The sequence below is a fragment of the Clostridium algifaecis genome, from assembly GCF_017874415.1.
In the GTDB taxonomy this organism is placed as follows: Bacteria; Bacillota; Clostridia; order Clostridiales; family Clostridiaceae; genus Clostridium_B; species Clostridium_B algifaecis.
In genome coordinates this window covers 24,394-44,142 of the sequence record NZ_JAGGLM010000019.1, presented here as the reverse complement: position 1 = coordinate 44,142, position 19,749 = coordinate 24,394, and the positions used below count along the sequence as shown (strand labels likewise).

The window sequence follows — 19,749 nt, the reverse complement described above, 5'->3', positions numbered from 1 at the left end:
TTTTAGGAATAATGTCTTCCTCTAAGAGTTATCTGCACAAAAATAACATAACCAATATTTTTGAGCCAGCTTGAAATTAGTTTCCGAGCTTACTCTTCATATTTTCTATTTGCCTTTTTCGAATCACCTTTACACATAACATGTGCAACTCTAGGTTCAACAGCCTCTGCTTTCTTTCCTGTTAATTCTGCTACCTTATCTGCTACAGCAGCTTTTCCTGGAACACAAAGATTTGGGGCTACATCTTTATCAAGTACTACTGCCTCTGCATAAGCACGGCATCCTGCAAATCCACAGCCTCCACATTGACCTTTTGGGAGTTCTTCTTCAACTAAATCTATAAGTGGATTTGATTCAATAGCAAATCTTTTATTTGCATATCCAAGCACAAGCCCGAATATCAATCCTGTAACTGTCATTACAACTAAAACCATAATTGCTATTTCCATAATTTACAAATCTCCTTTCTATACAGCTATCATTCCTGAAAAACCAAGGAAAGCCAATGCTAACATTCCTGCAAGAATAAAAGCAATTCCAAGTCCTTCAAGTGGTTTAGGTACATCAGCAAGTCTCAATTTTTCTCTTAAACTTGCCATCAAAATTATAGCAAGTGCAAAACCCATTCCTCCTCCAATAGCATTAACTACACTCATAAGGAATGAATAGTTTGAATCTACATTTAAAAGAGGTACTGAAAGCACAATACAATTTGTTGCTATTAAAAGTAAATAAATTCCCCACATATTATAAAGTGCAGGTGCCTGTTTTTTAATTATCATCTCAAGAAGTTGTACAAAACTTGCAATTAAAAGTACAAAAACAACTGTAGTTAAAAAAGTTAAATGGAATGGTAAAAGTACAAAGTGATATACAATCCATGCAAATATAGAACTAAGTGTCAAAACTGAAGTAACTGCCATTCCCATACCAACGGAAGCATTTAAATCTTTTGAAACTCCAAAGAAAATACAAAGTCCTAAAAATCTAGTCAAAACAAAGTTATTTATAACTACTGAACTTATAAATAAAGTAAGATACGCCATTACATTTCACCTCTGCTCATTTTTAACTTTTCCTGGTGCTGGTTATATATCTTAACTATAGAAACTAAATATCCAATTAATATAAAACCACCAGGAGGTAAAATCATGATAAGAGCTGGATTATACCATGCCCCTAATACTTTAAATCCAAATATAGCTCCTGAACCAAATAATTCACGAATTATTCCAATTACAACAAGAGCAATACAAAATCCAGTTCCCATACCAAGTCCATCAAAGAATGATGGTATTACTTTATTTTTTGATGCGAAAACTTCTGCACGTGCAAGTATAATAGCAAAAACAACTACAAGAGCCAGATATATACCCAAAGCTTTATACAAAACTGGTGCAACTGCTTGAAGTACAAGTTCAACCATAGTAACTATTGTAGCTATCGAAGTAATATATACTGGTACACGAACTTTTTGATTAACAAACTTTCTAGTTATAGAAACTACTGTATTATTTGCAGTTATAACAAACATTACAGATAATCCCATTGTAAGTGCATTGACTGCTTTGCTGGTTACTGCTAATGCTGGACAAAGGCTTAAAGCAAGCACGAAAATAGGATTTTCTGCAATTATGCCTTTTTTAAATATGTTCCATAAATTCTTCATATTACTACTTACCTCCTGTATACTTAGTAACCTGAACTACAGCCTCTTTAACGCCTTTAGTTACAGCTCTAGAAGTTATAGTAGCACCAGTCATAGCTTGAACATGTTTTGTATCTGATTTATCTTTTGTTACTTCCAAGCCATCTGCACCTTTATTTCTTAATTCTTTTCTAAATGGCTCTTCAGCAGCATTTGCTCCAAGTCCTGGCGTTTCATTATGAGATACAATGCTAAAATCAATAACTTTTCCTTGTGGTGTAACTGCGACAAGCATAGTTATAGCTCCGCCATATCCTTTACTGGAAGCCGGAACAACATATGCTATAGTCTTATTTCCTTTTTCTGCCGCATACCAATCCTTTTTCCCATTAACTTCTTTAAAATTATCTGCATTAGTTACTAATTGTTTCATAGACTGATTTTTTAGCTGTACCTGTTTTTTTGCTGCTACTGGAGCTGTAAAATAATATGTCGTTGCAATTATAATACCAGATATAAAACAGGCTGCTGTTAAATTTTTAGCAACATTAAAAATAGAAAACTTATCCTTTGCCATAAAATTACCTCCCTGCTTCTGAACCAAATTTCTTTGGTTTAACTAAACGATCAATTAATGGTGTAACAGCATTCATCAAAAGTATTGAATAACAAACTCCCTCAGGATAACCACCTTTTAATCTTATAAGTACAGTAATTGCTCCAGCACCGATTGCAAATATAATTTGTCCCTTTATAGTTATTGGAACTGTAACCATATCTGTAGCCATAAAGAATGCTCCTATAACAAGTCCTCCAGCCATCATATGGAATATTGGATCTCCAGTAAATGCACCACTTGGTCCAAATATCCATGTTAAAATTCCTACAGTAGCAATCATAGTAACTGGAATCTGCCAATTTATATAATGTTTGTATATAAGATATGCTCCACCTAAAACAAGAAGTATTGTTGAAGTTTCACCTATACATCCATTTCTATTTCCTATAAATAAAGCCTTATAAAGATTACCTGTGCCGCCAAAAGTTTCTACTAATTTAGAATATCCTTGAAGTTTTAAAATTCCAAGAGGTGTAGCTGATGATACTACATCTACGCTAGTTGTCATTTTACTCCATAGTGTCATTGCTGCCGGCCATGAAGCCATCAAAGCTGCTCTTCCTACGTGAGCTGGATTGAATATGTTGTATCCAAGTCCACCCATAGACTGCTTTGCTATTGCTACCGCTATAAAAGATCCTATTCCTACCATATAAGGTGGCATTTCAGGCGATACACTCATAGCAAGCAAAAGTCCTGTTAAAAATGCACTTCCATCACTGATAGTTATTGGTTTTTTTCTTATTTTTTGAACTATTGCTTCTGTTATAACTGCTGATAAAATACTAACTATCATGATCTTTAAAGCTGGAAATCCAAAATGATAAATTCCAAATATCGCAGCTGGAGCAAGTGCTATATTTACACTCCACATTATTTTAGATATAGACTCGTCACATCTTACATGTGGTGAAGTTGAAACAGTAAAAATTCTTTTTTTTGTTAATTCCGTTTCTGCCATTTTTCATAACCTCTCCTTTATTTTTTTTCAGCTTTAGCCTTATTAGCTGCATTTCTTGCCTTGTCCTTAGAATATTTAATATACTGGACAATGTTTCTCTTAGCAGGACATGTAAATACACAGCTGCCGCATTCTATACAATCTAAAAGATTATAGTCTTCCTTGGCTTCTTCATATAAATCATTTTGTCCAAGAATACTTAGCATACTTGGATTAAGTCCCATAGGACATGCATTTATACATCGTCCACATCTTATACATGGGGATTCTTCTCCAGTGTTTGCATCTTCTTTTGAAATAGCCAGTATGCCTGAAACACCTTTAATTACAGGAACATCTAAATTTGATAGCGCAAATCCCATCATAGGTCCACCTGTAATTAATTTAACTGGATCTTTTGAAAAACCACCGCAAAATTTTATAACTTCCTCAAAGGTTGTACCTATTCTTACCAAAATATTTTTTGGTTCTTTAATTGCGCCTCCACTTACTGTTGTTATTCTCTGTATAAGTGGAATATTTCTTTCTACAGCATCACTTATTGCAATTACTGTACCTACATTTTGAACAACTACCCCTACATCAACTGGAAGCCCGCCTGATGGAACTTCTTTCCCTGTTAAAACTTTTATGAGCATTTTTTCTGCTCCCTGTGGATATTTAGTAGGTAGCCCAACGACTTCCACTCCTGTGCCAGAAAATGCTTTTTTCATATTTTCTATAGCATCTGGTTTATTATCTTCTATACCAACATAACATTTTTTAGGTTTTAAAAGTTTCTCTACTATTTTAACTCCACTTACTATTTTGTCATCATACTCAAGCATAGCTCTGTGGTCTGCTGTTAAATATGGTTCACATTCAGCTGCATTTAAAATAAATGTATCAACTGTTTTGTCTTTTGGTGGACTCAACTTTACATGAGTTGGAAAAGTAGCACCACCCATTCCTACAATACCTTTTTCTTTTATGATGTCCATAATTTCATTTTCACTTAAATCTTCAAATTTTCTTGAAGTTGGAATTCCTTCTTCCCACTCATCTTTTCCATCATTTTCAATGACTATGGATGTACACATTCCAAAATTAGGATGAGGGTAATCGCCTACGTCTAATACCTTGCCAGAAATCGATGCATGTACATTGCTAGATACAAATCCACCACTTTTAGCAATTAACTGACCTTTCTTTACCAAATCACCTTTTTGTACAACAGGTGAAGCTGGAGCTCCAATATGTTGTCTAACAGGTATAAATACCTTATCAGGTATGGGAGCTATTTCGATGGGCTTATTGGCTGTATATTTTTTGCTGCCATCAGGATGAACTCCACCCCTAAAACTTTTTATCACTATCAACACCTCTTTCAATAAATTTTGTTACAGGAAACTTCCTGTAACAAAATCTTAGTTAGTTTTATATTAAATTTATAAAAACATTATGAAAACATATTGTTTAACAATACTATAATAAAATATTTACAGAAATATATCAATATAATATTCCAAATATCTACAAAATACGTTTTATAACTGGTTTCATAGATTGCTTTTTTCCAGTAGATTTATCAAAAATTTTTACATACAAAAGTGATAAAACAAATAATACTATACCTCCTACTATTTGAAATGTTTTTTCATTTCCACCAATTTTATCAGCTAAAACAGTTCCAATAAATACTCCTAATAAGATTGCAATAATTGGCAATATATACACAACAAATGCAGCTTTTAACATATTTGTCTGTTCTATTTCAAACATAACATGCTGACCTGGTTTTGCTCCGATAGGATTTTTAGCATTAACTACAGATGCAGCAGCTCCAGGACAAGCACCACAATTTTCACAATCACCATGTTTGCTTGTCCTAACTTTAGCAATATCGTTATCAACTTCAATTACAATGCCTGAAGATTCATTTTTCATTTATATTACCTCCTTAAATTAGTGATTGTTTTCACAATTCAACTAAAATTTAATTACATTTTAATTATATCACAATTTATAAAAATTTCATCCTGTGTCACTACTTTTTTTTATTCTGTACTAATATCTTATTATAACAACTTTTTAGTACCTATAAATCCAAATTTTAAAAAGCAATTTAATTGAATATTGTTAATTTATAAACATATAAATTTAGTTTCTGTATTATAATTATTTTTACATCTGTTATAATATTTTTATATATTATCTTTTCTTCTTATAAAAATCAAATCATATTATAAAATATTAAAATTGTAGCACCTGATATTTTGTTAAATATTTATTTAATAATTTTATACTGTAAAATGTTATATAATTATTTTATAATAACTAATTTAAAAGGTGAGATTACATTTATGAATAAATCAGACAAGGATATTTTAAAAAAAATATGTGAATATTGTATTACCAATTACTCCATATCAAACAGTTCTCCGATTATATCTTCCCTTATATATGAGCTCTGTAAATTTCACAATATAGATGCAATTCCCGTACAAGGAATTATAACTATATGTATTAATAATATTTATAGTAGAAGCTTTGCCCATTGTTTTAATGTTTATGATGGTATCATAATAGATGCCAGTATATATGAATATGCATTAATAAACAAAAGAATAGAACATCTTATACCAATGTATATAGTTGATCATATTCCTTATCACATAGAATACTCAATACAGAACCCTATGTCCGAGGACTATCGTTTTAAATTTTCCAAAGAATTTTTAAGTACTATATCAAATAATATTAAATTTATGGATCATATACATTTAAAAAGATTTAATTTAACAAATGATTCTAAGAAACAAAATTTATTTTATTGCCATTAACATAATATTAAATAAAAATATGCAAGGACTGTTTCAAAATTTATTTTTTAACAGCCCTTGCATATCTAAAAATTAAATTTATTTAAAAAGTGAAACCTATGTATTCTGAAAGTATTTCCAGCTTTTAGTGAAGTGCTGTATATTTTCTTTCCATCTTTATAAATACATAACTTTCCAACTTTATCTCCTTTTTTTATAGTGCAGCCTATCTTTTCCGGTTTTATTATCTTTGTAGTATATTTACATTCAGGATTTACAGGTATAATTATGTCTTCTCCATACTTAAGTCTTAGTTTCTTTTTATTTAAATTTATATCAACAGCATTATCATCTTTTGAAAACATCTTTTTAAATTCATAATTATTATTCACATATTCAGATATCTTTTTTGTCTCCTTCCACCTGCCAGGACAATTTAATACTACTATAATTACCTCATTTCCATTGATGTTTACAGATGTAACCAGGCATTTTCCAGCTTTTCCTGTATATCCTGTTTTAACTCCATTAGCATATGGAATTTCCCAGAGAATTTTATTTATATTATGATAACTTCTAGTAAAATCATTTTCCTTTCCATCTACATCTTTTGAATTTACAATTTTAGTGAAAAGTTCATTTTCTCTGGCTTTGCTGGTAACTACCGATAGATCATATGCGGTTGAATAATGCTCATCCTTGTCAAGTCCATGTGGAGTTTCAAAATGAGTATTAAGTACTCCTATCTCGCTTGCATATTCATTCATAAGTTTTACAAATTCCTCTACATTTCCGCTTACACCCTCTGCAATAGCTATTGCAGCATCATTGCCAGATCTCAACATGAGTCCGTATAAAAGTTCTTTAAGTTTAATATTTTCACCTTTTTTGTAGCCGACGGTCGATCCCCTAACACCTGCTGATCTCTTAGAAATTTCTATCTTCCTATCCAAATTTCCATATTTTATTGCAACTAATGCCGTCATAATTTTAGTTGTACTAGCCATAGGAACTAATTGATAAGCATTTTTTTCATATAATACAACCTTTGATTTACTATCCAGTGCTATAGCACAACCAGCTTGTATATTAGGAGATTTATTTTTACTATTTTTATCTGCCATTACTACATTAGTATTTATATTGATAACTATAGAAAAAATTAATATGAATACTAAAAAGCTCTTTAATTTTTTATTCATCTGGATATTCCTCCTAATTAAACGAGAATTTATTTATACATAAATTATTTTTTACTAAAATAATTAAATTAAACCTAATCTTAATTCCACTTAAGTATATAATTTACAATTAAGGTTATACTTATATACATATTTATTTATACAAAAATATCCTAATTAAATGGTGGTATTTCATTGAATGTTTATTTTACTAGCTATTTTAATAATTTTATTCATTTTGTTATTTGTACCTATACCCATTAAACTTCATTTTAAATACAATAATAAGAAACTTCAGCTTTACATTTTTAATATAGATATAGTTCATAAATTTAAGAATCAAAAAAAGCGCAAAAAAAAATCAGCAAAAAAAAATATTGATTCTGCAAAACATATTAAAAAAGTAAAGTTCATTTTAAAATCAATTAAAAATATTGGGTTCAAAATTCCTATAAATATTAAGTTGAATATGTCATATGGACTTAATGATGCAGCTTATACAGCTATTTTATATGGAATCATAAACTCAATTATTCAATCACTTTTTATATTACTTTCCAAAGTATTTATATTTAAAAAATGTAAAGTAAATTTATCTCCCTATTTTAATAAAAATTTTTTTAAGATAGAAATTACTAGTATAATTTACATAAGTTTTGCAAAAATTATGTATATAGTTTTACTATTAGCTATAAAAAAAATTAAATTAAAACAAATAACATAATTATGCAGATCAAGGAGGAATTTTTATGGATGGTCATCCTATAGAAAATTTATTAAAAAGCACCATGGAAAATTTAAAAGATATGATAGATGTCAATACTATAGTAGGAGACGCAATAGAATCAAAAGATGGTTCCTTAATAGTCCCAATTTCCAGAGTATCTTTTGGCTTTGCTTCCGGTGGAAGTGAATTCAATACAGAAAATGAAGACGAATCAAAATCCAATTATCCATTCGGTGGAGGTTCCGGTGCAGGAGTTACAGTTAAACCTATAGCGTTTCTAGTTACAAAAGGTGATTCCGTGAGACTTTTGTCTCTCAATCAAAATAATACTTATGATAAAATAGTAGATTCTATTCCTCAAATAATGCAATTTGCAAAGGAAATGATGTGTTCGAAAAAAACTAATGATAACTATAAAAAATCTAACGATAGTTACAAAAGTAAAGAATATAACAGTCAATCATCTGACAAAGTAAAAGACAAATATAATGAATAATATAAAAAATTCAGGCTTACCTTATAGCGTAGGCCTGAATTTTTTATATTATCTATTTTCTAATAATTGACTCTTACAATCCAGAATTTTATATTTTTATCATTCCAGCCCAAGTCCCATGGAACTTTATCCCTGTCGGTATTATGACATGTAACAAGAGCATATCCTTTTGAATCTATACCTGTTACCATGGAAATATGAGTTATGTCTCCTTTTTTTTCATAGGCTACAAAATCGCCCGGAAGAAGTCTATAAGATGCTTTATATACTTTTTCATAACTCCCATGAGCTATAACAGATGCTCTTCCGCTGTATATCATATACTCCTTAAATCCATCAGCATTCAGCCATGCTCTTGTAGCACCACTATTATCATAACTCCATGAAGAATTTTTTTTGAATTTGCCGCCTTCAAATAATATCTGAGATGCAAAATTAGCACAATCTCCGCCCTGTGAATTATAGTTTCTGTATTTTTTATTATATTTGAAACCATATATTTCTTCAGATGCTATTCCACAATATCTGTCAGCATATTCAACTACTGATTTTCTTCTATCACTTATTGTAGACATGTCTCTAATATTTTGTGACATTATATAATTCTTTATTGAGTCCACCTTTAAATTATTTATTTTCAGTGAATCTGCAAAAGGATCCTTATACCACTCTTTTGTAACAATCCATCCATTATCCTTTTTTACAATATTTAATATATGCGATGTTCCTATTCTGAAAACATTAATAACATCCGGTTTATCATTATATGCATATCTATATTGGGTTGAGCAAATCAAATTAACAGAAAGTTTATCTCCATTTTTTCTAACTCTCTTAACTATCACTTTAGGAGTTATGTCTTTAAATTTTATTCCCTGTTTTTCTTCCCAGTTTTTAATATATTTCATCTTTTTTTCTTCATATTCATATGCCCAAGTACCATACTTTGTATTCTTGTCATAAATATTTTCTACAAGCTTAAGATTTCCTTTCAATATAGCATTATTTCTATCACTAAATATTTTCTGAATTTCAGTCTGGATCTCATCTTTAGTATAAGCTTCCTCACCTTTTACTTTAAAAGCAAATAGATTAATTACAAACAAGAACAACAGTATTATATTTGCAAAACGAATGCCTGTTTTCATCAGAGAAAATTTCATATCCATACTCCTATCTCAATAATTGTAATTTAATTGACATATATATTATCTCCAATGAAACATAATTACATTCTGTTAATTTTTTCAATATATTCTTTTACATTTTTGTCCTCGCTGGGAGCTCCTGCATACCATTTTTTTTCATTATTATTTTTATTTCCAAAGTATCTAGCTTTTAAAATTATTTCAGGCCTGTATTCAAAATGTAATATATCAAAGTGGTTCCATTTTCCACCCCATACAAAGTTATTTTTTTCAAATGTTTCTACAATTTCTTTAGGATAAAAATTTATTCTGCTATCTCCTTCATTCTTACTTACCCATTTCCAGTAATCTTTCCTATCACGAGCCAGGTCTATAGCTATTCCAAAAGAATGAGGACTTTTTAAATTAGTTCCTGAAATATTCCTATAGTTAAATGTGCCACTGCTTGGGAACAAACAAGAAGATACCTTTCTGTTACTTCTAGCTATAGGTAAAAGCTCATTTACAGCATTTTCAAGAGATTTTGCAGCATTATTATTTCCATTAAACTGAAATCTCCTATAGCCTAAATTTGCCATCTTAAGATTAGCCTCAACTTTGCTCTTAGACTGTCCATATACCTCATTTAAAATAGGATATACCCTTAACCGTCCAGGATCTACATTTTTATCCATAACTTTATTTATTGAAGTAAGTGGATAAGGCTGTTCCAACATATCCTGAATATCTGTATTGAATAATTTTTCATCGAAGCTTTTATTTTTCTTATCATCATATAAAACTTTTTTTCCTGAGTTCATTATGATATATACTGATCCATCATTTTCTTTTGTTACATCTTTAATATATTCAGGATATGCCATCATTAAACATAATATATCCTGTTTCATTGTAATTTCATATTTACTAGAGTCTGTAGCTCTTACAGGACTTGCTAGTGTAATAATTACGCATATTGTAATAATTATCTTTTTCAACTTAATACCTCCAAAAGTAAATAATTTTTTATTTCTCTTTTAGGATAGTATCTTTTAAAATTAATAATTTATTCAAATCACATTCCCGGTCAAAAAAAATACACTTTCCATAGGCAGAAGTGCCGCTCCAAATATAGCAGCATTGCCTCCTAAACTTGAAAACATAACATTACATTCGTTCTTATCATATAGGCTATTATCCTCAAATACTTTATTTATTAAGTCTTCTTCTATTAAATCTTTATATGAAAACACTTCTCCACCTATAATTATATTTTGTGGATCAAAAATTAAAATTATATTTTTAATGCCCTCCGCTAGAAATCCTACATAATTATCAAGTATTTCTTTAGCCTTTAAATTGTCCTTAGTCATATCTAAAAAATCATTTAAGCTCTTATTTTTAACTCCAAATTCTTTTTTATACTCATTTAAAAGTGCTTTTTTTGAAGCATATACTTCCCAGCAGCCTTTTTTTCCACAATTACACCTTCTGCCGTTTTTTACAACAGTCATATGTCCAATTTCACCTGCTCGCTTGTTAATGCCTTTATAAACATTGTTGTTTATAATAATACCAGCGCCTATACCTTCTGTAATAGATATAAATACAAGATTATTTTTATACCCTTTAAAATTAATAAATGATTCTGCATAAGCTGAAGCGTTTGCTTCATTTTCTATAAAAATTGGCATTTTAAAGTTCTTTTCAAACTCTTTAAAATATATATTTTTTACTTTAAAATTTGTCATGTTTTTTAGAAAAAGCTTTTCTTCATCAATAGTACCTGGAAGAGAAAAACCAATGCCGAGTATTTTATCAAATGGGATTTTGTATACACTTAAAATATCTTCTATTTCGTCCTTTATTTTTAAAATCAAGCTTCTAAAATCCTGCACTTCTTCCGGCATATCAAATGCTCTTTCTTCTATTATATTAAAGTTCAAATTTGTCAAGATTATTCTAACTTTATCTTTTGTAATACAAACGCCAAAAGAATATCTTGAATTAGGAAGGAATCTAATAATTGTTGGTTTTCTTCCGCCTGTAGATTCTGCAACACCAGCATCATCCACAATTCCTCTCTCTATAAGTTCATTTATATTATTTATAACTGTTGGAATGCTTATATTCAGTTCTTGCGATATTTCTTGTTTTGTAAGTTGCTTATTTCTATACAGCAAATTAATTATTTTTTTCTGATTCAATATTTTTATAGTTTCCTGATCTACAGATTTTAATTTATTCATTCCAATGCCACCATTCAATTTTAAAAATTATTTTATATAACTCTATAATTAAGTATTATAACATTAATTTATATAGTTTTTAAATGGGCTTTATAAATAACAAAAATGGTGTTGATGATTTTTTTCATCAGCACCTAAAATTGTAAAAATAATAAGTTGAAACTTATTTGTCAGTTGCAAGTTCTTGTTTTGCTTCGCCAGCACATGCTCTAAGAGTCTCTTCAATTTCTTCAAGTGAACGATTACGTGTTTCAAATACTTTATAATGAACAAACCAGATTGCTGCAAAACAAATAACACCATAACCTATGAATAAATTACCAGTGCCAAAGTAACTTAGTAATGTTGGAAATGTTAATGATACTACTGCGTTAGAAGCCCAGTTAACTACACTTCCAAACGAATTACCTAAACCACGAATATTCAATGGGAATATTTCACCAATCATTACCCACATTACAGGTCCCCAGGTAGCTGAGAAGAAAGCGATGTAAACGGTTAATGCAACGACGCAAATAATTGAACCTGTAAATGAACCATTAGACAACTTCATTGAAAAGCTCATAACCAGTAAAGAAACACCCATTCCAAGGCCGCCATAAATCAACATTTTTTTACGATCAATTTTATCCATTATAGAAACAGCTATGGCAGTAACTATAACATTAAAAATCCCAATTCCAATATGAGCGAGTAAAGCTGCTTGAACACCAAAACCAACATCAGTAAAAATAGTTGGTGCATAATAAAGAACTGTATTACAGCCCATAACCTGTTGGAAAACAGCTAAACCAATAGCAATAACCAATGCCGGACGAACAAATTTGCCGAATAACTCGCTAAGCCCACCACTTTTAATCGCAGCTTGTTTCTTAATATCAACAAGTTCAGCGTCAACAGCTTTTTGATTATGTTCATTCATTTGATTCAAAACTTCTTTAGCTGCATCAAGTTTTCCATCTTTAACTAAGTAACGGGGACTTTCAGGCAGTACAAGAGCTCCCAAGAAAAGTATTGCAGATGGAATAGCTGCAAATCCTAACATCCAACGCCATCCAGTATATAGACCAGAGAAACTATAGTTAGTAATATATGCTAATAAAATTCCACTCATAACCATTAATTGAAATAAGCTTGACATAGATCCACGTTTTTCAGCAGGCGATAATTCTGCCAAATATGTTGGAATTAATGCTGATGCAGAGCCAACTGCCATACCAAGAATAATACGGGATATAATAAGTGTACTAAATCCTTTTGAAAATGCTGATCCAAGTGCTCCAGCAAAGAAAATAACTGCTGATAACAAAATAAGCTTTCTACGTCCATACTTATCAGACATTGGTCCAATAATTGCAGCTCCAAGAACGGCTCCTACTAATACAGCACTAACAACCCACCCTTGCTGCCATGAGTCAAGACTCATCTGTTTTTGAATAAATAAGATTGCTCCTGAAATAACTCCAGTATCATAACCAAATAGAAGACCGCCAAGTGCGCCAAAAATATATACCATTGTACTATTAATTTTTACTCCCATTAAACACATCTCCTTTTTTAATTTATATAACTGAAAATTTGTATATCGTCATATGTTTGTACTCATCTCCTGCTTTCAATACAGGAGATTTAAAATTATCATGGTTTATTGCATCAGGAAAATATTGAGTTTCAAGACAAAGTGCATTATTTTTAGCATAACAAGCATTGTCTTTACAATTTTGAGACTCATTTATATAATTTCCTGAATAAAATTGCACTCCTGGTTTAGTCGTATACACTTCCATAACTCTTCTACTGTAAGGATCAAACACTTTTGCTGCCATTCCTAGATCATTATCCTTTTTATTTAATATCCAATTGTGATCATACCCATGTCCATAAATTATTTGATCATAATTACTTGATATATTTTTACCTACAGTAGTAAGCTCTCTAAAATCCATAGGTGTATCCTCTACACTTTTTATTTCACCTGTCGGAATACTACTTTCATCATTTGCAGTAAACTTATCTGAATTTATCATAACCTGATGCTTCAATATACTGCCAGATGAATGTCCCGATAAATTAAAATAGGAATGATTGGTCATGTTAACTATTGTGTCTTTATCTGAAATTGCAAAATAATCAATTTTGAACTTATTATCATCAGAGAGAGTGTATATGATTCTAGCACTTAAATTGCCAGGATATCCTTCTTCACCATCTCTACTCAAGTAAGACAATTCAATACATTGATTTTCCTCATTATCAGTGTATGTTTTCGATGACCACAGAACTTTATCAAATCCCTTAATTCCACCATGGAGTTGATTTTCTCCCTCATTTTTCGTTAAACTGTATATCTGATCATTTATTTTAATTCTAGAATTTCTTATTCTATTCGCATTACGTCCTATAGTTGCACCGAAAAAAAATTTGCCATCTATATATCCCTGTAAATTATCATATCCAAGTACTATATCATCAAATCTGCCATATTTGTCTGGTACCATAAGAGATACAAGGGCAGCACCAAAATTTGATATTTTTATAGTCATTCCATTACGGTTTTTTACGGTAAAAAGATATACTTTTTTATTTTCTGGTAATACTCCAAATAATTCTTTTACAATCCCCATAATATAAAATCTCCTTAAAAATTTTATAAGTTGTTTATTTCTGTAAATTTGTTCTTTAAACAGTAATATAGTGATGAATATACTTTATAAATTTTATTATATTTTTCAACATTTTCTTTTATTGGCTCTACACTATCTGATGTCTTTATAAGTACCTTGCATGCTTCATCAACAGATTTAAAAAGTTTACATCCTACAGCTGCAAGTATTGATGCCCCGTATGCCGGTCCTTCTTTAGAATTAACTATGTTTACCTTAAGATTAAATACATCCGCAAGTATATGTCTCCAGAGCTTGCTCTTTGCTCCCCCTCCATTTACTCTTATTTCACTCATTTCAACATTCATACTTTTAAGTATCTCAAGAGAATCTCTAAGTGCAAAACAAACTCCCTCTAAAATAGCTCTTGTCATATCTCCTCTTTTATGAGTTATATTAAGACCAATAAAACTGCCTTTTGCATCAGGATCATTATATGGTGTTCTCTCACCCATAAGATAAGGTAAGAATAATAATTTATTACTACCTACAGAAGATCTTCCAGCTTCTGAAAGCAATTTCTCAAATGCATCTCCATCTGTATCTAAATTAACATTCTCAACCCACCATTTAAGACTTGATGCAGCTGAAAGAATAACACCCATTTGATGCCACTTCCCATTTGCATGACAAAATGAATGTAATCTATTTTCCTTGTCCATGTAGAACTTTTCGCTGCTTGAAAATACTACACCTGAAGTTCCAAGTGACACTGAAATCATACCTGAATCAACTACACCCGTGCCTACAGCACCAGCTGCCTGATCTCCAGCACCAGCTATAACTAAAGTTTCAGTCGAAAGTCCTGTTTCTCTTGATGCTTCCTTAGATACATTTCCTATAACATCAGATGATTCATACACTTTAGGCAAAACCTTTTCTTCTATCTTGAGAAGTTCTACAATTTTTTTAGACCATTTTCTATTTTTAACATCAAACATTATAGTCCCTGAAGCATCTGATACATCAGATGCAAATATACCTGTAAGTTTAAAACTTATATAATCTTTTGGGAGCATAATATGTGCTATTCTCTTATATATATCCGGTCTATTTTCTTTAACCCACAGAACCTTTGGCAATGTGAAACCTGTCAATGCCATATTTCCTGTATATTCTGAAAGTTTTTCCTGTCCAAACTCTTTATTCAAATAATCACACTGCTTTTGTGTCCTCTGATCACACCACAATATAGCTGGCATCAAGACCTGATTTTTATCATCAAGTATCACTAAACCATGCATCTGGCCGCTAAAACTTATACCACTAATCTCCTCTGGCTTTATGTTTTCTCTATTTAATAATTCTTTAATTCCATTTTTAGTACTGTTCCACCAGTCATCTGGATTCTGTTCTGCCCATCCAGCATGTGGATAACTTACATCATAATTTTTTGATACGCTTTCTATAATATTACCTTGTTCATTCATTATTATAATTTTAACGGAAGAAGTTCCTAAATCTATTCCCAAAAAATTCATAATCAATCCTTCTCTCATATAAATAATATAAGTTATCGTGGAGACAAACTAATTTGCTATCTCCACATTAATTATTACTTATCTTCAAGCATATACTGATTAACTATAGATTCTAACATTTCCTGTCTTCCTGATTTATTCTTTATGTTGCTGTTTTCAAGAGCATATTTTTCTAGTTCTTTAAATCCAACCTTGCCTTCTACTATTTCCTTACCTATCCCTGTATTAAAGCTTGAATATCTTTCTTTAACAAAATCTTCAATTGGTCCATCCTTTAAAAGTTTATAAGCAATTCTCAAACCTTTGGCGAAAGTATCCATGCCTGCTATATATGCAAGGAATAAATCTTCTGGTTCAAATGATGGTCTTCTAACCTTAGCATCAAAGTTCAATCCCCCAGGTGCAATTCCTCCATTTTTAAGTACTTCATACATAGCAAAAGTTGAATTGTATATATTAGTTGGAAATTGATCTGTATCCCATCCAAGTGCTGGATCTCCCTGGTTTGCATCAAGACTTCCAAGTGCATTATTATTTCTTGCAAGACATATCTCATGCTCATATGTATGTCCTGCTAAAGTAGCATGATTTGCTTCAATATTTATCTTAAAATATTTATCTAATTTATACTTTCTTAAAAATCCTAAAACTGTAGCTACATCAAAATCATATTGATGTTTTGTAGGTTCTTTCGGTTTTGGCTCTATAAGAAATTGTCCTTTAAATCCTATTTCTTTAGCATAATCTACTGCCATTTTAAGAAGTCTTGCAAAATTGTCTAATTCAAATCCCATGTCTGTGTTAAGTAAAGTTTCATATCCTTCACGTCCACCCCAGAATACATAATTTTCTGCACCTAATTCTTTTCCAACTTCAATTGCTTTTTTAAGTTGTGCTGCAGAATATGCAAAAACATCTGCATTGCATGTTGTCCCTGCACCATGAACAAATCTTGGGTTATTAAATAAATTAGCTGTATCCCATAATAGTTTCTTATTATATTTTTCCATTAAATCTTTGCACATTGCCACAATTTCATCTAAATTTTTATTAGTTTCTGCTAAGTCTTTTCCTTCAGGTGCTATATCCCTATCATGGAAGCAGAAATAATCAATCTGTAACTTGTCCATAAATTCAAATGCTGCTTCCATTCTCGCCTTTGCCAAGCTCATGCTATCGTTTTCATTATCCCATGGACGAAGCATTGTACCTGCGCCAAAAGGATCTGTCCCATTTGCTGTTAAAGTATGCCAATACGACATAGCAAATCTCAAATGTTCTCTCATTGGTTTGCCGCCAATTACCTCATCAGGATTGTAATATTTAAATGAATAAGCGTTTTTTGAATTTGGTCCTTCATAATTTATTTTAGAAACATTAGTGAAATACTCTTTCATTTTTATCACTCCACATCTTATTTTTAATTTACGATGTAAGTATATCACGTATAGTAAACTTTTTCAATAGGCTTTATAAAGTTGATTAAATAATTTTATAGAATATATAATTTAGAATTAAAAAAATGATTTGGTAGTGAAATTATTTGAATTTCACTACCAAATCATTGAATAGTTTAAAATGCTTAAGTATTATAATACTTTACACCTAAATACTAAATTTTTCTATTATTTCCTTCAAAACATCTGCACTTTCCCTATTTTTAGTTGCAGTAGAATTAATATTTTCAAGCTTTTTAAATATATTTGAGGTTTTTTCAGATACATTTTGTATTCCAGAAGCACCATCACTTACAGTTTGGGCCATTTCTCCTACAGCTTTTACTATGCCTTCAATTGATGCATTGAGTTCTTCCGAAACTGCACTAAAATCCATCATAAATTCATTCATAGTATCTGCGTCCTTATTGTATTGAACTGCCACATTTCCAAATTTATCATAATCCTTGTTGACTGTATTTTCCAAGAATTTTAATATGCTGCTTGAACTATCAACAAGCTTTTTTACAGAACTTTCAACTATACCAACTACATTTTTTATATTCTCTGCTGTTTGTGATGATTGTTCCGCAAGCTGTCTTACTTCATCGGCAACTACTGCGAAACCTTTTCCTGCTTCTCCAGCTCTTGCTGCCTCAATTGACGCATTTAGAGATAGAAGATTGGTTTGTTCTGTTATATCAAGTATTCCTTCTGTAAGTTCATTTATTTTATTTACAGATTTGCTATCCTCAATTGCATTTTCCATGCTATTCTTTATATCATTATAAATATTTTTTGCTGCCATCTTGGATTGATTGGAAGATTCTTTAAGTTCTTCTGCTTTTTTTGAAACATCCTCGGAATTTTTAGAACCTTCTTCTGCCTTGTTTGCCATATCATTTACCGCATTGCCCATCTCTCCTGAAGATGCCGCAATTTCTTCCGCTACAGCTGAATTTTCCTCCATACCAGCCGATATATTATCTGTTTCATTTGAAGTTTCTTCAACATATTGTTTCAACTCTTTTGTAAGGTTTTCTAGAAAAGCAGCATTTTCAGTTACCTTATTTGATTCGGAAGAAAGGTTGTCCACTACTCCCTTAAGAGTTTTTCTCATAGTCAATATAGATCTAAATATATCCCCTATTTCATCTTTATAATTAAACAATTCTTTATATTCATCAGCTTCATCCAAGCTTTTTAAATCCAATTTTGAAGTTTTATCAATTATTTTTTTAACTTTTTCTATTGGATTTATTATTCTTTTAGATATAATCGCTCCAACTAATATGGATATTATAGCTAGTACAAGCATCATGCTTACTATAAGAAGAGTAATTTTTCTTGCACCTGCAACTATTGCACTTTTATTTGCTGATAACACAAAAGTCCATTTTACTCCAGGTATTAAGTTACAATATGCTATTTTTTCATCACCTTGAAATGTATAATCAACAAATTTTGATCCAACATTTTTTCCTTTTTTCATATCATTTACAAAATTTATAACTGCACTATTTTCTACAGGTTTGCCTATTTTGCTAGTATCCGGGTGAAATATAATATTTCCCTTTTCATCTACAAGATAAGCGTAGCTTCCTTGAGTTTGTGATACTGTTACATTTTTAAATGGTGTCGAAAAGCTTTTCGCAACAACTGCTGCTGCCGAATACCCATACAAATTTCCATTAATTATTAAAGGACTTGAAAATACTATTATCTGAGCTTTCGTAGACTTTGAAGTCATAGTTTCACTAATTACATTTTTCCCCTTCAATGTTTCAATATTATAATTTCTGTCGGATATACTTGTGTTTATTAAATGTCTATCGCTGTCAGCTATTATAGTACCAGTTTTATCAACAATAAATGCATGTTCAAGATTTCCCTCTTTTTTTACATAAGCATCCAATTCTGCACTAACTGTATTAACTGCACTTTTATATGCATCTGAATTAGCTGAACTACTGCGAAGGTTTAAAATATCATATATCGATTTCTTTTGTGTTAACCCTTCTACTTTTATTTGTTCTTTATCTATCATATGTTCCATAGTAATAACATAACTATCTACAAGTGAATCCATTTCAACTTTACTTGCACTATAAAGTTTACTGGAAGTTTCATAATATACTAGACTGGATGCCACTAACATAGTTATTAAAACAAGTATTCCAATGAACATTGGTATCTTTTTCTTTATGCTCATACCTAAAATTACCTCCTTATGATTTTTGCATTGACGCATATTACAATTATAGCATTTAACTAACATTTAAGATATTATTATCTTATTTTTATAATTCGACAAAAGTTAAATAAATCCTATCAAATTAATTATATTATTTTTATTTTTT

Annotated in this window: 18 protein-coding genes and 1 pseudogene; 3 read left to right on the top strand and 16 right to left on the bottom strand. The window is 30.6% G+C overall.

Going from position 1 to position 19,749, the window contains the following annotated elements; genetic code table 11:
* Positions 1–95 precede the first annotated feature (95 nt).
* From J2Z42_RS11825 to J2Z42_RS11795, 7 genes and pseudogenes are all read right to left on the bottom strand, one after another.
* A pseudogene (locus J2Z42_RS11825) lies at positions 96–449 on the bottom strand (RnfABCDGE type electron transport complex subunit B); the annotation flags it as partial.
* A gap of 18 nt (positions 450–467) precedes the next feature.
* On the bottom strand, positions 468–1,046 hold the full coding sequence (locus J2Z42_RS11820; RefSeq protein ID WP_209702979.1) for an electron transport complex protein RnfA: 579 nt from the start codon (positions 1,044–1,046) through the stop codon (positions 468–470).
* Positions 1,046–1,669, bottom strand: coding sequence for an electron transport complex subunit RsxE (rsxE, locus tag J2Z42_RS11815; RefSeq protein WP_209702978.1), 624 nt, complete (start codon positions 1,667–1,669; stop codon positions 1,046–1,048). The genes J2Z42_RS11820 and rsxE overlap by 1 nt, the downstream gene beginning before the upstream one ends.
* Positions 1,670–1,673: 4 nt before the next feature.
* Complete coding sequence (locus tag J2Z42_RS11810; RefSeq protein ID WP_209702977.1) at positions 1,674–2,225, bottom strand: RnfABCDGE type electron transport complex subunit G; 552 nt, start codon at positions 2,223–2,225, stop codon at positions 1,674–1,676.
* A gap of 4 nt (positions 2,226–2,229) precedes the next feature.
* A complete protein-coding gene (locus J2Z42_RS11805; RefSeq protein ID WP_209702976.1) occupies positions 2,230–3,228 on the bottom strand; it encodes an RnfABCDGE type electron transport complex subunit D in 999 nt (332 codons plus the stop codon).
* Positions 3,229–3,245: 17 nt separating this feature from the next.
* On the bottom strand, positions 3,246–4,580 hold the full coding sequence (rsxC, locus tag J2Z42_RS11800) for an electron transport complex subunit RsxC (protein WP_209702975.1): 1,335 nt from the start codon (positions 4,578–4,580) through the stop codon (positions 3,246–3,248).
* Positions 4,581–4,740: 160 nt separating this feature from the next.
* Entirely contained in the window at positions 4,741–5,154 is a 414-nt protein-coding gene (locus tag J2Z42_RS11795) for a SoxR reducing system RseC family protein (RefSeq protein WP_209702974.1), read from the bottom strand.
* A gap of 416 nt (positions 5,155–5,570) precedes the next feature.
* Between J2Z42_RS11795 and J2Z42_RS11790 the strand changes: the two genes are divergently transcribed.
* On the top strand, positions 5,571–6,050 hold the full coding sequence (locus J2Z42_RS11790; protein ID WP_209702973.1) for a hypothetical protein: 480 nt from the start codon (positions 5,571–5,573) through the stop codon (positions 6,048–6,050).
* A gap of 65 nt (positions 6,051–6,115) precedes the next feature.
* Here the strand turns inward: J2Z42_RS11790 and J2Z42_RS11785 are convergent, their stop codons facing one another.
* Positions 6,116–7,231 (bottom strand): D-alanyl-D-alanine carboxypeptidase family protein, encoded by a 1,116-nt coding sequence (locus J2Z42_RS11785; protein ID WP_209702972.1) that lies wholly within the window; start codon positions 7,229–7,231, stop codon positions 6,116–6,118.
* Positions 7,232–7,409: 178 nt separating this feature from the next.
* Here J2Z42_RS11785 and J2Z42_RS14785 point away from each other — a divergent pair, with 178 nt between their 5' ends.
* Positions 7,410–7,934 (top strand): DUF2953 domain-containing protein, encoded by a 525-nt coding sequence (locus J2Z42_RS14785; RefSeq protein ID WP_209702971.1) that lies wholly within the window; start codon positions 7,410–7,412, stop codon positions 7,932–7,934.
* A 25-nt stretch (positions 7,935–7,959) separates the two neighbouring features.
* Entirely contained in the window at positions 7,960–8,433 is a 474-nt protein-coding gene (gene ytfJ, locus J2Z42_RS11775; protein ID WP_209702970.1) for a GerW family sporulation protein, read from the top strand.
* A gap of 59 nt (positions 8,434–8,492) precedes the next feature.
* On the opposite strand, the gene J2Z42_RS11770 is transcribed toward ytfJ, so the two are convergent.
* The 8 genes from J2Z42_RS11770 to J2Z42_RS11735 all read right to left on the bottom strand — a co-directional run bounded on the left by J2Z42_RS11770 (position 8,493) and on the right by J2Z42_RS11735 (position 19,601).
* Positions 8,493–9,596, bottom strand: coding sequence for an amidase domain-containing protein (locus J2Z42_RS11770; protein WP_209702969.1), 1,104 nt, complete (start codon positions 9,594–9,596; stop codon positions 8,493–8,495).
* A gap of 65 nt (positions 9,597–9,661) precedes the next feature.
* Complete coding sequence (locus J2Z42_RS11765; RefSeq protein ID WP_439897330.1) at positions 9,662–10,558, bottom strand: M15 family metallopeptidase; 897 nt, start codon at positions 10,556–10,558, stop codon at positions 9,662–9,664.
* A 72-nt stretch (positions 10,559–10,630) separates the two neighbouring features.
* Positions 10,631–11,809: an ROK family transcriptional regulator gene (locus J2Z42_RS11760; RefSeq protein ID WP_209702968.1), complete on the bottom strand. Its 1,179-nt coding sequence runs from the start codon at positions 11,807–11,809 to the stop codon at positions 10,631–10,633.
* 163 nt (positions 11,810–11,972) lie between these two features.
* On the bottom strand, positions 11,973–13,349 hold the full coding sequence (locus tag J2Z42_RS11755) for a sugar porter family MFS transporter (protein ID WP_209702967.1): 1,377 nt from the start codon (positions 13,347–13,349) through the stop codon (positions 11,973–11,975).
* A 22-nt stretch (positions 13,350–13,371) separates the two neighbouring features.
* Positions 13,372–14,433: an aldose epimerase family protein gene (locus J2Z42_RS11750; protein ID WP_209702966.1), complete on the bottom strand. Its 1,062-nt coding sequence runs from the start codon at positions 14,431–14,433 to the stop codon at positions 13,372–13,374.
* A 23-nt stretch (positions 14,434–14,456) separates the two neighbouring features.
* Positions 14,457–15,953: a xylulokinase gene (xylB, locus tag J2Z42_RS11745; protein ID WP_209702965.1), complete on the bottom strand. Its 1,497-nt coding sequence runs from the start codon at positions 15,951–15,953 to the stop codon at positions 14,457–14,459.
* A gap of 74 nt (positions 15,954–16,027) precedes the next feature.
* Positions 16,028–17,350: a xylose isomerase gene (gene xylA / locus J2Z42_RS11740; protein WP_209702964.1), complete on the bottom strand. Its 1,323-nt coding sequence runs from the start codon at positions 17,348–17,350 to the stop codon at positions 16,028–16,030.
* A gap of 208 nt (positions 17,351–17,558) precedes the next feature.
* On the bottom strand, positions 17,559–19,601 hold the full coding sequence (locus tag J2Z42_RS11735) for a methyl-accepting chemotaxis protein (RefSeq protein ID WP_209702963.1): 2,043 nt from the start codon (positions 19,599–19,601) through the stop codon (positions 17,559–17,561).
* Positions 19,602–19,749: the final 148 nt, after the last annotated feature.